Here is a 15154-nt window from a genome sequence, read left to right as displayed (position 1 = left end):
CGAGGCACTCGCCAGGAGGAAGTAGATGTCACAGTTCCCGTTCTCCGCCATCCTCGGCGCCGACGACATGGGGCTGGCCCTGATCCTGACCGCGATCTCCAGCGAGGTCGGCGGTGTTCTGGTGCGTGGCGAAAAGGGCACGGCCAAATCGACGATGGTGCGCGGGCTGGCCGAAATCCTGCCCGACCAGGAGGTGATGGCGGGCTGTCGCTTCGGCTGCGACCCGGCCCACCCCGACCCGACCTGCCCCGACCTGGCCCGCAATACCGGCGAGGTGCTTTTCCGGGCCGCGCGGCTGGTGGAACTGCCGGTGGGTGCCACCGAAGACCGGGTGATCGGCTCGCTCGACCTGCGCAAGGCCCTCGGTGGACAGGGGGCGGAGTTCGAACCCGGGCTGCTCGCCGAGGCCAACCGCGGCATCCTGTACGTCGACGAGGTGAACCTGCTGCACGACCATCTGGTCGATCTGCTGCTGGACGCCGCCGCGATGGGCCGCAACACCGTCGAACGCGACGGCATCTCGGTCTCCCACGCCGCCCGGATCGTGCTGGTCGGCACGATGAACCCCGAAGAGGGCGAACTGCGCCCCCAGTTGCTCGACCGCTTCGGTCTGACCGTCGAGGTTGCCGCCAGCCGTGACCCCGAACTGCGTGCCGAAATCGTCCGTCGTCGGCTCGCCTACGACCTCGACCCGGCCGGATTCTGTGCCCGCTATGCCGATCAACAAGAAGCCCTGCGGGCTCGCATCGCCCACGCCCGCGATCTCGTCGGCCGGGTGAGGTTGCCCGATCGGGAGCTGGAACGCATCTCCCGGGTCTGTGCCGGTTTCGAGGTGGACGGGATGCGCGCCGACATCGTCACCGCCCGGGCCGCCAAGGCTCATGCCGCCTGGTTCGACCGCGACACCGTCACCCGGGCCGATGTGCGGGCCGCCGCGCGACTCGCCCTGCCGCACCGCCGCCGACGCAACCCCTTCGACGCCCCCGGCCTGGACGAGGACCTGCTCGACCAACTGCTCGGCGACGACGACCCCGAGGACGACCCGCCCACCCCCGAACCGGAAAACCCCGAGGGCCCCGACGAGGACGGCCCGGACACCCCACCGGAGAACCCCGGCCCACCCGATTCCCCCGGTGACCCGAATCCCGAGCCACCGCCGTCCGAGACACCCGCACCACCCGAGCCCGAGCCCGAACGTCCGGACGACAAGCACCCTCAGGAGCCGGAACTCCCGGCGCCCGCACCCCGGGGCACCGCCCGTCCGGCCACCCCGTTCGTGGCCCGCAATCTGGAGGTGCGCGGCCTGGGTGCCGGACGGGCCGGACGACGCAGCCGGGCGATCACCGACCACGGCCGCACCATCGGGGCCACCACCCGGGATCTGCGACGGGTACACCTACCGGCCACGCTCACCGCGGCCGCCCGCAACCGGGGCCGGCACCCGTATCCGGGCCCACTGCGGCTGAGTACCGAAGATCTGCGTGGGGCGATCACCCAGGGCCGGGAATCGAACCTGGTGGTCTTCGCCGTCGACACCTCGGGCTCGATGGGTGCCCGGCAGCGGATGAGCGAGGTCAAGACCGCGGTGCTGTCCCTGCTCCTGGACGCCTACCGCAAACGCGACCGGGTCGCGGTGGTCACCTTCCGGGGTCACTCGTCCGAACTGGCCCTACCGGCGACCACCTCGGTGGAGGCCGCCGAACGGTGCCTGGCCGATCTGCCGCACGGTGGCCGCACGCCGTTGGCCGAGGGGCTGATGCGGGTGGCTCGCACCATCGAGCTGGAACGCATCCGCGACCCGCGCCGCCGCGCCCTGGTGGTGCTGCTCACCGACGGTCGGGCCACCAGTGGCCCGAATGCGGTGGCCCGGGCCCGCGAGATCGCCGATCAGTGGGGCACCGTCGGCGCCGATGTGGTGGTGGTCGACTGCGAATCGGGCCGGTTCCGAATGGGCCTGGCCCGCGACCTGGCCGTCCGAATGGGGGCGCGTTACCTGCCGCTGCCCGAGGTGGCGGCCGAAGCCCTGGTGACGGCGGTCGGTCACACCACAGCAACGAACGGGAGGGCAGCCTGATGGCGCAAGGAAAAACCCCGGTCACCGCCGACGACGGCCTGACCACCCGGCAGCGCCGCAACCAACCCCTGGTGATGGTGCACACCGGCGCCGGCAAGGGAAAATCGACCGCGGCCTTCGGGCTGGCCCTGCGCGGCTGGAACCAGGGCTGGTCGACCGGAGTGTTCCAGTTCGTGAAGTCGGCCAAGTGGCGGATCGGGGAACAAACCGCCCTCGAGGCGCTCAACCGGGTACACGAGGAAACCGGTGAGGGTGGCCCGATCGAATGGCACAAGATGGGGTCGGGCTGGTCGTGGTCGCGCAAGGCCGGCACCGAACAGGACCACGCCCGCGACGCCCGCGAGGGCTGGGCCGAGATCAAACGCCGGCTGGCCGCCGAAACCCACAGCCTCTACATCCTCGACGAGTTCACCTACGTCATGAAGTGGGGATGGGTCGAGGTCGATGACGTCATCGAGACTCTCCGCAACCGCCCCGGTTACCAGCATGTGGTGATCACCGGACGCGACGCCGCCCCCGCCCTGATCGAGATGGCCGACCTGGTCACCGAGATGACCAAGGTGACTCACCCCTTCGACCGCGGCCAGAAGGGCCAGAAGGGCATCGAGTGGTGAAACTGCCACGGGTGGTGATCGCGGCGGCGGCATCGGGACAGGGCAAAACCACCGTCACCGTCGGGTTGATGGCCGCCCTCACCCGGGCCGGCCACCGGGTTGCCCCGGCCAAGGTCGGGCCCGACTACATCGACCCCGGCTACCACGCACTGGCCACCGGTCGGGCCGGGCGCAACCTCGACCCCTGGCTGTGCCCCGAGGAACTGATGCTGCCGCTGCTCGCCCACGGCCACCTGACCCCACAACCGGCCGACCTGTCGGTGATCGAGGGCGTGATGGGCCTCTACGACGGACGCCTCGGCAGCGGCGGCTTCGCCTCCACCGCCCACATCGCCACCCGCACCGAGAGCCCGGTGGTGTTGGTGATCGACATCTCCGCCGCGGCCCGCACGGTGGCCGCGATGGTGCACGGGTTGGCCGGATTCGACCCGGCGATCCACATCGCCGGGGTGATCCTGAACAAGTCGGGCTCGCAACGACACACCGACGAGGTGCGCGGGGCGGTCGAGGCGGCCGGCCACCGGGTGTTGGGGGTGCTGCCGCGGGCTGCGGGGGTGAGTGCCCCGTCCCGGCATCTGGGGTTGATTCCGGTCGCCGAACGCGACGGTGCGGTGCGCGCCCTGGATCTGCTCGCCGAGCAGACCGCCGAACACATCGACCTGGACGCGATTGTCGAGATCGCCGGTCGCGCCCCCGCGGTGGACGTCGAACCGTGGACACCCCCGACGCGGGTGGAGGGCCCCGGGGCCCGTCCGGTGGTGGCCCTGGCGGGGGGACGGGCCTTCACCTTCCGGTATCCCGAAACCGCCGAACTGTTGTGTGCTCAGGGTCTCGACCCGGTCGAGTTCGACCCCGCCCGCGACCGGGAACTGCCCGCCGGCACCGCCGGGCTCTACCTGGGCGGCGGTTTCCCCGAGGTCTATGCCAATGGGTTGGCCGCCAACACCGCGCTGCGCACCGAGATCCGCGAGGCGATCGCGGCCGGCCTGCCGACGGTCGCCGAGTGCGCCGGGCTGTTGTACCTGTGCGAATCCCTCGACGGCCACGACATGGTCGGCGCGATCGAGGCCCGGGCCGCGATGCATCCGCGGCTCAGGTTGCAGTACCACCGTGCGGTGCTCGGCACGGATTCGGTGCTCGGCCCGGCCGGTACCGAGGTGCACGGCCACGAGTTCCACCGCACCCGGGTGGCCCCGGCCGCCGGCCCGGCCCCGGCCTGGTTGCTCGGGGACGAACCGGAGGGTTTCACCGCCGACCCGGCCGGCACCGGCCGCGCCACGATGCACGCCTCCTACCTGCACACCCATTGGGCCGGTGCCCCCGAACTCGGGGTGGCCTTCGCCGGGGCGGTTGCCGATTTCGCCGCGGTTCAGGCACGCGGTGCCGGGGGAGGGGTACCAAAACCCCCAACTCACCCCCCGGATTCGGCCCGAATCGAGCAAAATCCGGCCCTGAGTGACCGGTTTTGGTACCCCGACCCCGCCCTCGACTCCCTGGACCACCACGGGGACGCCGAGTTGGGCGACGGTTTGGCCGATTTCGCGGTCAACGTCCGAGCCGCAGCGCCACCGGCCTGGTTGCAGCAGGCGATCACCGACAGCCTGAGCAATATCGCCGCCTACCCCGACGCCACCGACGCCCGCCGGGCGATCGCCCGCCGCCACGGCCTGCCCGACGAGATGGTGCTGCCGACCAACGGCGCGGCCGAAGCCTTCACCCTGATCGCCCGGGCCCTCACACCACGTCGTCCGGTGATCGTGCACCCGCAGTTCACCGAACCCGAATCGGCGCTGTTGGCTGCCGGTCAGGTTCCCGAGCACGTCCTCACCGCCTGTGAGGACGGCTTCGTACTGCACGCCGCCGACGTGCCCGAGGACGCCGATCTGGTGCTGATCGGCAACCCGACCAACCCCACCGGGGTGCTGCATCCGCGCGCCGTGCTCGACGGGTTGCGCCGGCCCGGCCGCACCCTGGTGATCGACGAGGCCTTCATGGACGCGGTACCCGGCGAGGCCGAAACCCTGATCGCGCGCGATATGGCCGGGCTGATCGTGCTGCGTTCGCTGACCAAGACCTGGTCGATCGCCGGGCTGCGGGCCGGCTACGTGGTGGCTGACCCACAACTCATCGACAAGCTCGCCGGCCAGCAACCGCACTGGTCTGTCTCGGCCCCGGCCGCCGCCGCGATGGTGGCCACCGCCGCCGGGTCGGCGGTCGGTGAGGCGGCCGAGGGTGCCACCGAACTGCGCCGTTGGCGCGACCACCTGGTCGCCGGACTCGAAGGCCTCGGGCTGCGTCCGGTGCCCGGCCACGCCCCCTTCGTGCTGGTGCGGGTGGGGGAGCGGGTCCGTCCGGCCCTGCGCCACAAGGGTTTCGCGGTGCGTACCGGGGCCAGCTTTCCCGGACTCGGAGCCGACTGGATCCGGATCGCGGTCCGCCGCCCCGACCTGACCGACCCGTTGCTCGACGCGCTCGGCACAACCTTGGAGGAGCTCCGGTGACACTCACCCATCCGCACCGCAGCGTGCTGATCCACCACCCGCAGGACGGGGTCAGCGCCCGCATCCACGCCCTGCTGGACGACGGGGCGCGGGTCAGCGTGCTCAGCACCGAACCGTCGGCGGCACTGCGCGACCTCGCGTCCCGGGGTTTGATCGAACTGGTCACCGAGGCCGATCCCTATGGCTACGACGTGGTGCTGCGTGACCGGGCCGAACGGTTGCCGGTCAACGCCACGGTGACCGATCCGGGCGAGCCGGGCACCGTCACCCTGGTCGGCGGCGGGCCCGGTGACGAAGGACTGCTCACCCTGGCCGGACTGGCCGCGATCCGCACCGCCGACGTCCTGATCTGCGACCGGCTGGCCCCGCTCGGGGTGCTGCGCGAGGCCCGACCCGATGCCCAGGTGATCCACGTCGGCAAAATCCCGCGCGGCGAATACACCCCCCAAGAGGTGATCAACGCCCTACTGGTGCAGCACGCCCGAGCCGGCAAACAGGTCGTCCGCTTCAAAGGTGGCGACAGTTTCGTCTTCGGCCGCGGCGGTGAGGAATGGATTGCCTGCCGCCGGGCCGGGGTACCGGTGCGGGTGGTTCCCGGGGTCACCTCCTCGGTGGCCGCAGCGGCCCTGGCCGGCATCCCGGTCACCCACCGGCACCTGGTGCAGGGGTTCGCGGTGGTCTCCGGGCACGCCGGGCCCGAGGACGAGCGCGACCACCTCAACTGGTCGGCCCTGGCCACGTCGGGGCTCACCATCGTGGTGCTGATGGGGGTCGCCGCGCTGGGCCGGATCACCGCTCGGCTGATCGCCGAGGGTCTGCCGGCCGACACCCCGGCCGCCTGCATCGCCGATGCCAGCATGCCCAGCCAACGCAGCGTCACCGGCACCGTGGCCACCATCGACACCCTGGCCGCCGAGGCCGGGATCGCCGCCCCCGCGGTGACCGTGATCGGCCACGTGGTGACCGCGCTGGAGACAGCGGACACGTCATCGGCAGCCGAACCCTCGCACCCTCAGCCGGCGACGTCATGAGGCGACGTCTGCGCCGGGCAGCGACCGATCCGGTGACCCTGGGGTTGGTGGCGGGCTTCGTCGCCGACGGGGTTCTCGGCGATCCGCAACGCCACCACCCGGTGGCCGGCTTCGGCCACCTCGCGACCGCCCTGCAACAGCCCCTGTACCGCGACAACCGCATCGCCGGAGTGGGGTACACCGCACTGCTCGTGGGCGGCACGGTGCTGGCTGCCCACGGCGCCGACCGGACGCTGCGGCGGCTCGGCCCGGCCGCCACCATCCTCGGGGTCGCCGCCGGGACGTGGGCGGTGCTCGGCGGGCGCAGCTTGACCCGGGAGGCCACCGCGGTGCACGACCTGGTGGCCGTCGATGATCTGCCCGGTGCCCGGCAGCGGGTGCGTTCGCTGGTGGGTCGCGACCCCTCGTCCCTGAAGGCGGACGAACTCGGCCGGGCCTGTGTCGAATCGGTCGCCGAGAACACCTCCGACGCGGTCACCGCCCCCCTGCTGTGGGGTGCGGTCGCCGGGCTTCCCGGTCTGCTCGGCTACCGGGCGGTGAACACCCTGGACGCGATGGTCGGGCACCGCACGTCCAGGTGGCGGCGCTTCGGTTGGGCCGCCGCCCGGCTGGATGATCTGGCGAACCTGGTGCCGGCCCGGGTCGCCACCGTGCTCACCGCCGCCCTGTCTGGACGTCCCCGTGAGGTGTTGCGGGTGGTGCGCCGCGACGCCCCGGCCCATCCGAGCCCCAATGCCGGCCCGATCGAGGCCGCCTTCGCCGAAACCCTCGAGGTGCGGCTCGGCGGCAGCAATGTCTACGCCGGAACGAGCGAAGACCGGGGCACACTCGGTGATGGTCGACCGGTGCGCATCGACGATGTGCCCGCGGCGGTGCGGCTCAGCGCGCGACTGTCCTGGGCAACCCTGGCCGTCGCCGTGGCGACGCGCACGGTGTGGCACCTGGTTCGGCCGGGGCGCTGATCGCTCAGTCGGCACCGAGGTGGGTGAGCACCCCGGCCAGGCTGTCCACCTCCGTGGCGCCGGTGGGCAGTGACGGACGGGAGACCACCACCACGGCCACCCCCAATTCGGCCGCAGCATCGAGTTTGGCGGCGGTGTAGCTGCCGCCGGAATCCTTGGTCAGCAACACATCGATGCCGTGTTTGCGCAACAGCGCGGTCTCCCCGTCGCGTTCATAGGGCCCGCGGTCGTGCACCACCGTCCAGGATTCGGGGGCCGGGTCGGTCAGTGGTTCGACCACCCGCACCAGCACCGACCGGTCGGCCCAGGGGTCCCGGAAATGCGGCAGGGTCTGGCGTCCGGTGGTCAGGAACGGGCGCGTCCCCAAGGTGTCGGCGGCCTCCCGGGCCGCGGGGTAGGAGGGCACCCAGGTCCACGTGTCGGCCAGAGGATGCGTACTCCACCCGGGCCGGGCATAGCGCACGAAGGGCACCTCGGCGATCTCGGCGGCGGCGACCGCGTTGGCGGTCATCGTGGTCGCGAACGGGTGCGTCGCATCGACCACATGCGTGATCCGCTCGTCGGCCACGTATTCGGCCAGCCCGGTCACCCCACCGAATCCACCGATCCGAACCTCTCCGGCCGGCATCCGGGGCCGCGACACCCGTCCGGCCATCGACGAGATCACCGGCACGCCTCGCTCGTCCAACACCGCCGCCAGCGAACGGGCCTCGGCGGTGCCCCCCAGAATCAACACCTGCATGACGCCGAGCTTAGGACGACGAATGGTTGACTGGCGCCATGAACGACAGCTTCGATCCGGAAGATGCCCACCGGGCGTCAATGGCCCGCGAGGCCGACATCGGTGCCTTCGCCCACCTCTACACCGACCCGCCGCGCCCCACCGACGGGCCGCTGGCCGGGCTCACCGCCGGCATCAAGGACGTGATCGAAACCGCCGACGCCCCCACCGCACTGGGTTCGGTGCATTATCGAGGACGACAGACCGGACGCGATGCCGCGGTGGTCACCGCGCTGCGCCGAGCCGGAGCCACCCTGATCGGCAAGACCACCACCGCCGAGTTCGCCTACCGCGACGCCCCGAACACCCGCAACCCGCTCGACCTCGAACGCACCCCGGGCGGCTCCTCGTCCGGATCCGCCGCGGCGGTTGCGGCCGGGATGGTCGACTTCGCCCTGGCCACCCAGACCGGGGGCTCGACGATTCGTCCGGCCGCCTACTGCGGCGTGGTCGGGTACAAGCCGACCTTCGGTGTGGTCTCGACCGCGGGGGTGATGCAACTGGCTGCGAGCTTCGACACCGTCGGGGTGATCGCCCGCGATGTCACCACGGTGGCGCGGGTGGCCGAGGTGGTGGCGGGCCTGCCCCCGCTCAGCATTCCGGCTGAACCGCCGCAGGTCGGCGTCCTCGGCGCAGCGACCCTGCAACGCTGCGAGGCCGAAACCCTCGAAGCACTGCGGCTGGTGGAGGAGGCGATCACCGCAGCGGGTGGTGAGCTGACCGAGGTGGCGGTTGATCTGGATCGGTTGCGGGAACTGCACGGGGTGATCAACGCCTACGAGGGTGCCCGCTCGTTGGCCGGGGACGCCGACCACGCCCGGCCCAACAATGTTGAACTGATCGGACGCGGTCGGGCCCTGTCGGTGACGGAGTACATCGCCGCGGTGCGGGAACTGGAGGACCTGCGACCGATCGTGGACGCAACGCTGGCGCAGGTCGATGTGCTGATCGGCCCGGCCACCCTGGGTTGGCCGCCGCTGGGGCTGACCAAGACCGGAGATGCGTCCTACTGTCAACCGTGGAGCGCGGCCCGGGTGCCGGCGATCACCGTGCCGATCAGGCCCTTCGCCGAGAAACTGCCGGTCGGGGTGCAACTGGTGGCCCCGCGGTGGGCCGATGCCGAACTGCTCGGCTGGGCGGGGTGGCTGGAAAGCGTGAGGTCCTCCCCGCAGCCGTAGCACGGGGAGGACCTCTCAGCGCGGAGGATACGAGATTCGAACTCGTGAGGGCGTGAGCCCAACCCGCTTTCCAAGCGAGCGCCATAGGCCGCTAGGCGAATCCTCCACGGGGCAGTTTAGCCGACGGTGTGCGCTGCCCAAAAATCGCGGATTCGCCCGTGGAACGGGTGGACGGATCCCCGATCAGTTGCGGCCGAGTTCGACCGCGTCGATCAGGTACTCGCGGGCCGCCTCGAACTCCAGGATCGGATCGTCGTTCGGATCGCGGATGGTCCACGCCGGGGCATAGACCCGGCCGCGCAGGGCCCGGAAAACCTCGTTGGCAAGTTCGTCCAGGTTGCCCCAGTAGAAGCACCAGGCGAACAAGGACAGATGCCTCGCCTCCAACTGTTCTTCGACCGGATAACCGGACTTGAACATCTTGGTGTAGGCGAGTTTCAGGAAGCCCTGCACCCACTCGTTCTCAACGGTTGCCTGGTCGCATTCCGCTTCGCTCAACTCGTGGAAGGCGAGCAGGAACTCCCAACGCTCGATCACCAGTTCGGCTGCCACGACCAAGCTGTCATGTCCCTCGGGGACGTTCTGGGCGATGTACTCGGCCAGAGCGAGCTGGTGATGACTGTCGCCGAACCACCGTTCGTCGAGTTGTGCCCCGAGCTTGAACAGGCCCAGCCGGTTGAACGGATCGATGGCCTGCCACAACTGCGCCACCTCCAGCGGCTCACCGGTGGCATAGGCCGAGGTCTGGGCGTGCAGGAACGGCACGATGTCGGTGTTGTTGAGTTCCCGCCCGGCCGCAGTGAGCAGGTCCAGGCCGGTGAGCAGGTGCGTCCGGAAGTCGGCCCACTGGTCTTCCGCGACCTTGTCGGCGGTCTGTTCGGAGCGTCGGAACCAGCCGACGGCTTGGTGAATCACGCCCGCGACCATCTTGGCGTGCGGGGTTGCGCCGTGGTTCGGTGACAGGCGCTCCATCCAGTCGTTGTAGAGCGCTGCGCCGGTGGGGGTGTTGATGTCGAAGTACTTGCCCAAATCCTCGAGCATCAGGTACCGGCCCCGGGTGTCCAGGCTTTCGTAGAGTGCCAACAGGGCGCCGAGGTCCACCGCGGGAATGATCTGGTCCAGTTGGTCGGACCAGGTCTTCGGGAACCCGCCGACCAGCCTGCGGGGCGGTTCCTGGGCCATCCGGGCCGCGATCTCGGCCTCGCGACGCTTGTTTTTCGATGAGAACAGATTTCCGAAGAGACCCATCTGCTGCTTTTCCTTCCACTGAAGCCGGTCCACCCGGCCATAGCGGGACACCGTAACCATGCCCGGGGGCGTATTGGTGAACGATTCGTAAGCAGAATCTGACACGCCCCCATCCCGTCCATGACCGCCGGAGGAAGTACTCGGTTTTCCGGTATCCCGGAGGCAGGTTAGGCGACCCACAGTTGCCAGGTCCGGGCGAGTCCGGGCCCGGGGGTACCAAAACAGGCAACTCACCCTGCGGATTCGGCCGGAACCGGGGTCTTGGTGGGGGTGAGTTGGGGGTTTTGGTACCCGGGTCGGAGTGAGTTGGGGTTTGCGCTCGAGGCTCGCACTCCCCAACACGAGCTCCGCAGCAGGTTCGGCTGCATCGACTGCCGGAGGCTGTCGATTGGAATGTGATGGGCCACGGGACGCCCGGGCCGTTTCGGCCCTGCGTGATCTTCGGGTAGCCTTGCTGGAAGGTCCCCCGTGCGGCGTTATCTCGCCCAACTCCCCCAGGGCCGGAAGGCAGCAAGGGTAAGTGAGCTCTTTCGGGTGTGCGGGGGGCCCCTTTATTTTTCCGCCGGTGTTCACATCCGGCGATGCTCGGAGCACCAACAGCGAAGACAGTGGTGAAAACTGTCAGTGCCCTCGCCTAGGGTTGCCCCTGTGAGTGAACCGTTCGATGAAGATCCCACTGTGGCGATGGCCGGTGAGGCCGCACTCATCGACGCGCCGCCGCCGGCCGACCGGCCCGAAGCCCTGTTGGCGCTGTATCGGCGCTACCGCCCGGAGACCTTCGCCGAGGTGATCGGGCAGGACCACGTCACCGAACCGCTGCAGCGAGCCCTGACCAACAACCGGGTGAACCACGCCTACTTGTTCTCCGGGCCGCGCGGCTGTGGCAAGACCACCTCGGCGCGCATCTTGGCCCGGGCGCTGAACTGCGAACAGGGCCCCACCCCGGTGCCCTGTGGGGAATGCGACTCCTGCCGGGCGCTGGCCCGCGGGGGTGCCGGCAGCATCGACGTGATCGAAATCGACGCGGCCTCCCACGGTGGCGTGGACGATGCCCGCGACCTGCGGGAACGCGCCTTCTTCGCCCCGGTGCACTCGCGCTACAAGATCTACATCGTCGACGAGGCCCACATGGTCACCACGGCCGGCTTCAACGCGATGCTCAAGGTGGTGGAGGAACCCCCGCCGCATGTGAAGTTCATCTTCGCCACCACCGAACCCGACAAGGTGATCGGCACGATCCGCTCGCGCACCCATCACTATCCCTTCCGGCTGGTGCCACCCAAGGCCTTGGGCAACTATCTGGCCGAGGTGTGCGCCTCGGAAGGGGTGGACATCGAACGCACCGTGTTGCCGTTGGTGGTGCGCGCCGGCGGCGGATCGGTGCGAGATTCCCTCTCGGTGCTCGACCAGTTGCTCGGCGGGGCCGCCGACGAGGGCGTCACCTACGCCCAGGCCTCGGCCCTGCTCGGCTTCACCCCAGATTCACTGCTGGACGAGATCGTCGACGCCTTCGCCGCCGGGGACGGTGCCGGGGTCTTCGCCACTGTCGACAAGGTGATCGAGGTCGGCCAGGATCCGCGCCGCTTCGCCGAAGACCTGCTGCGCCGGTTCCGCGATCTGGTGATCACCACCCAGGTACCCGACGCGATCAGTTCGGGCCTGGTGGACGTGGCCGCCGACCAGGCCGAACGCCTGGTCAGCCAGGGAGCCGCGCTGGGCGCCGGGGAACTGACCCGGGCCGCCGAGGTGCTCGCCAAGGGCATCACCGACATGCGCGGCACCACCGCACCCCGGCTGCACCTGGAACTGATGTGTTCGCGGATTCTGTTGCCGGAGGCCGATCTGGGCGGCCGCGGTCTGCATGCCCGGATCGACCGGCTGGAACGCCGGATCGGGGTGGACGGCCCGGTTGCCGCCGATGAACAAGAAGCCGCCCGACCCATCGCTCGGCCTGCTCCGCAACGTCCCTCGCCGCCTTCGCAAGCAGAGCGGAGCGAGGGAGTATCGCAGCCCGCGGAAGCAGCGCAGAGCGCCGGAACACCGCAGAGCGGGGGCGCGGGAGAAGGCCGACCGGCCACGCCCGTCGAGCAGCCAGTGGCAGAGGCCGGCTCCGGCCGTGCCGAATCCGGTGGTACTGATTCCGGTCGTACTGAACTCGATCGCGCCGACGCCGACCGGGCTGCCGAACCGGCGCCGAACCGATCGCGGCCTGCTACCGATTCGCCCTCCGCACCCGCCGACACCCCCGGTGACGATCGGGGGTCGCAGGAAGCCGCCCGGTCATCGACCGAATCACAGCCGACCGAGCGACAGCCCGAGCCACGGCCCGCCGACCCGGCGCCACCGGCCGAGGCTGCATCGGTCGCGGGTGCACCGGTCGAGGGTGCACCGGTCGAAACCGTGCCGGCCGCATCTGCGCCGGCCGAATCCGCTCCCGCTGCCGGTGGTGGGCTGAGTACCGCCGACATGCGCCGGCTGTGGCCCGATGTGCTCGAAGAGGTGAAACGTCGGCGCCGGTTCACCTGGATCCTGCTCAGCCAGAATGCCCAGGTGGTCGAGGTCGTCGATGGGCAACTGACCCTGGCGTTGGCCAATGCCGGGGCCCGGGATCGCTTCGGTAGTGGGGGATCACAGGACGTCCTCGCCGACGCGCTGGTCGAGGTGGTCGGCGCCAACCTGCGCATCGTCACGATCGTCGATGGCGCGGCTGTGGCACCGAGGGGCCGTGGTGGGCAGCGATCTCCCGATCCCGCCCCACGGCAGCGCGCACCCCAAGAACGCTCGCAGGCCGCCCCGCAGGAGAGCCGTCCGGCGGATTCCGGGCCACAGGGCCGTGGCGCCGATCGGCCACTCGCACCCGAGCAGCGCGGCACGGAGCCGTCGGGCCCGGAGCAACCCGACCCTTCGGCGGGGCCACGGTCACGGATCCCGGCCGACGCCCCGCGACATCATGAGGATCCACCGCCCGATCCGTGGGACGACCCCGCTCCGCCGGATGATCGCTTCGAGCCGATGCACGATGCTCGGTCGAACAAGAATGCTCGGCCGAACAACAATGCCCGGCCGAACGACACAACGCCCGCGGCGCCGGTGACCCCGAGCGCCGACCGTGCAACGGTGGGGCGCAGTGTCGCCGAGGCGCGGCAGCGAATCCGCCCCACCCGGCATGCCCGGGGTGCACAGCCCAGTGAGCCCGAGGACGACTTCGACGAGTCCGAGGCCGACGACGCGGTGGTGATCGACGACTCGTCCACCGAATCGCAGGCCGATCTGCTCAAGGAATACCTGGGTGCCGAACTCATCGGCGAGGAAGGCGACAACAAGCCCACCTTCTAGGTGGGTCCGCCTTCCGAACGCACCACACGGGACAACGAACCGACACCTGCCGGCCCGAGCGGTCAGGCGCTCTGCAGTCGCCGTCCCTCGAAGGCCCGGCCCAGGGTGACCTCGTCGGCGTATTCCAGATCGCCGCCGACCGGCAGACCGCTGGCGAGCTTCGACACGCTGATCCCCATCGGGGCGATCAATCGGGTCAGATAGGTCGCGGTCGCCTCGCCCTCGAGGTTCGGATCGGTCGCCAGGATCACCTCGGTGATCCGGTCATCGGCCAACCGCTGCACGAGTTCGCGAATGTGCAGATCTCCGGGGCCGACCCCGTCGATCGGGCTGATCGCCCCACCCAGCACGTGATAGCGGCCCCGGAACTCGCGGGTGCGCTCGATCGCCATCACGTCCTTGGGCTCCTCGACCACACACAACGAACTGTCGTCCCGGCGCGGATCGGCACAGATCCGGCAGGTGGTCGACTCGGAGACGTTGAAACAGGTCTCGCAGAACTGGGCGGTCTCCTTCACCCGGCGCAGCGTGTCGGCCAGCCGGTACACATCCTCCGGATCGGCCGCCAGCACATGGAAGGCCAAGCGCTGGGCACTCTTGGGCCCGATCCCGGGTAACCGTCCGAGTTCTTCGATCAGATCCTGGACGGGACCTTCGTACACCTCAGATCCCGAGGCCGCCGGCCAGGCCGCCGAGTCCGCTGGCGAGCGGGCCGAGCTTGGCCTGGGTCAGAGCCGTGACCTGGTTGTTGGCATCGCGAACCGCGGCCACGACCAGATCGGCCAGGGTCTCGGTGTCCTCGGGATCCACCACGTCCGGAGAGATCGTCAGGCTCTTCAGTTCACCGGCACCGGTCACCACGGCCTTGACCATCCCGCCGCCGGCGGAGCCCTCGAGTTCGGTCGCGGCGATCTCGGCCTGGGCCTGCTCGAACTGAGCCTTCATCGCGTTGGCCTGGGCCATCAGCCCACCCATATCGAAGCCCTCGGGGATCATGGCGTCCTTTCCAGCCCCGGCACTCTGCCGGAAGCACGTCATCGACTACGTCCACAGCCTATGCTCCCAAAGCCGACAACCCCGCACCGAAACTCGGGCGGGGTTGTGGAAACCGGCGTGGGACGGGTTTGCTCAGGCCGGTTCGATGTTGAAGTTGACGGTGTTGTTCTCGACGGAGGTCACAACCACCTTGTACTTGGTCTCTTCGCCGTCCTTGGTGGCGGTGCAGGTCATCTCGGCGCCAACCTCGGCCGGCAGGCTGTCGGGGCAGCTCACCTCGTCCGGGGCCAGTTCGGGGTAGCTCGCGAGCTGCTGCTTGATCTGCTCCTCGACATCGCTGGCCGAGACGCTGGCCTGGCAGCCAGCCAGCCCGAGGGCGACAATCACCGCAAAGACGGGGGCGATGAACTTACGCATTCTTACTCCTCAACAA

General features: G+C 69.9%; 12 protein-coding genes, 1 tRNA gene and 1 other RNA gene. 8 read left to right on the top strand and 6 right to left on the bottom strand.

The window, feature by feature from the left end:
• Positions 1-25 precede the first annotated feature (25 nt).
• The 5 genes from ACR4XW_RS05360 (at position 26) to ACR4XW_RS05340 (ending at position 7182) form a co-directional block, all read left to right on the top strand.
• Positions 26-2074 (top strand): VWA domain-containing protein, encoded by a 2049-nt coding sequence (locus ACR4XW_RS05360; protein WP_434759503.1) that lies wholly within the window; start codon positions 26-28, stop codon positions 2072-2074.
• Positions 2074-2688: a cob(I)yrinic acid a,c-diamide adenosyltransferase gene (cobO, locus tag ACR4XW_RS05355; protein WP_434759502.1), complete on the top strand. Its 615-nt coding sequence runs from the start codon at positions 2074-2076 to the stop codon at positions 2686-2688. The genes ACR4XW_RS05360 and cobO overlap by 1 nt, the downstream gene beginning before the upstream one ends.
• Entirely contained in the window at positions 2685-5189 is a 2505-nt protein-coding gene (cobBC, locus tag ACR4XW_RS05350) for a bifunctional hydrogenobyrinic acid a,c-diamide synthase/histidinol phosphate aminotransferase CobBC (protein ID WP_434759905.1), read from the top strand. The genes cobO and cobBC overlap by 4 nt, the downstream gene beginning before the upstream one ends.
• A 236-nt stretch (positions 5190-5425) precedes the next feature.
• Positions 5426-6220, top strand: a complete 795-nt coding sequence (gene cobA / locus ACR4XW_RS05345; protein ID WP_434759904.1) for a uroporphyrinogen-III C-methyltransferase — start codon at positions 5426-5428, stop codon at positions 6218-6220.
• On the top strand, positions 6217-7182 hold the full coding sequence (locus ACR4XW_RS05340) for a cobalamin biosynthesis protein (RefSeq protein ID WP_434759501.1): 966 nt from the start codon (positions 6217-6219) through the stop codon (positions 7180-7182). Before cobA ends, ACR4XW_RS05340 begins: the two co-directional genes overlap by 4 nt.
• A 4-nt stretch (positions 7183-7186) precedes the next feature.
• Here the strand turns inward: ACR4XW_RS05340 and ACR4XW_RS05335 are convergent, their stop codons facing one another.
• A complete protein-coding gene (locus tag ACR4XW_RS05335) occupies positions 7187-7924 on the bottom strand; it encodes a cobalt-precorrin-6A reductase (RefSeq protein WP_434759500.1) in 738 nt (245 codons plus the stop codon).
• 38 nt (positions 7925-7962) lie between these two features.
• Here ACR4XW_RS05335 and ACR4XW_RS05330 point away from each other — a divergent pair, with 38 nt between their 5' ends.
• A complete protein-coding gene (locus ACR4XW_RS05330) occupies positions 7963-9141 on the top strand; it encodes an amidase (protein ID WP_434759499.1) in 1179 nt (392 codons plus the stop codon).
• Between the two features lie 21 nt (positions 9142-9162).
• Here the strand turns inward: ACR4XW_RS05330 and ACR4XW_RS05325 are convergent.
• Together ACR4XW_RS05325 and ACR4XW_RS05320 are read right to left on the bottom strand one after the other, a co-directional pair.
• Positions 9163-9247: transfer RNA gene (locus ACR4XW_RS05325), tRNA-Ser, on the bottom strand.
• Positions 9248-9324: 77 nt separating this feature from the next.
• A complete protein-coding gene (locus ACR4XW_RS05320) occupies positions 9325-10389 on the bottom strand; it encodes a hypothetical protein (RefSeq protein ID WP_434759498.1) in 1065 nt (354 codons plus the stop codon).
• 457 nt (positions 10390-10846) lie between these two features.
• Between ACR4XW_RS05320 and ffs the strand changes: the two genes are divergently transcribed.
• Both ffs and ACR4XW_RS05310 read left to right on the top strand, forming a co-directional pair.
• An RNA gene (gene ffs, locus ACR4XW_RS05315) (signal recognition particle sRNA small type) lies at positions 10847-10943 on the top strand.
• Positions 10944-11037: 94 nt separating this feature from the next.
• A complete protein-coding gene (locus tag ACR4XW_RS05310) occupies positions 11038-13725 on the top strand; it encodes a DNA polymerase III subunit gamma and tau (RefSeq protein ID WP_434759497.1) in 2688 nt (895 codons plus the stop codon).
• Between the two features lie 62 nt (positions 13726-13787).
• On the opposite strand, the gene recR is transcribed toward ACR4XW_RS05310, so the two are convergent.
• The 3 genes from recR to ACR4XW_RS05295 all read right to left on the bottom strand — a co-directional run bounded on the left by recR (position 13788) and on the right by ACR4XW_RS05295 (position 15138).
• A complete protein-coding gene (gene recR, locus ACR4XW_RS05305; protein ID WP_434759496.1) occupies positions 13788-14387 on the bottom strand; it encodes a recombination mediator RecR in 600 nt (199 codons plus the stop codon).
• Between the two features lies 1 nt (position 14388).
• The gene (locus ACR4XW_RS05300) at positions 14389-14721 is read right to left on the bottom strand and encodes a YbaB/EbfC family nucleoid-associated protein (RefSeq protein WP_434759495.1); all 333 of its coding nucleotides are present in this window, start codon (positions 14719-14721) and stop codon (positions 14389-14391) included.
• A 132-nt stretch (positions 14722-14853) separates the two neighbouring features.
• Positions 14854-15138: a DUF4333 domain-containing protein gene (locus tag ACR4XW_RS05295; protein ID WP_434759494.1), complete on the bottom strand. Its 285-nt coding sequence runs from the start codon at positions 15136-15138 to the stop codon at positions 14854-14856.
• Between the last annotated feature and the right edge of the window lie 16 nt (positions 15139-15154).

Origin of the sequence: Pseudenemella bisphenolivorans, assembly GCF_051133435.1 — a bacterium.
In the GTDB taxonomy this organism is placed as follows: Bacteria; Actinomycetota; Actinomycetes; order Propionibacteriales; family Propionibacteriaceae; genus JAAYAO01.
Note: the sequence above shows the minus strand (reverse complement) of the source record. Positions and strands in the feature narration are given on the sequence as shown.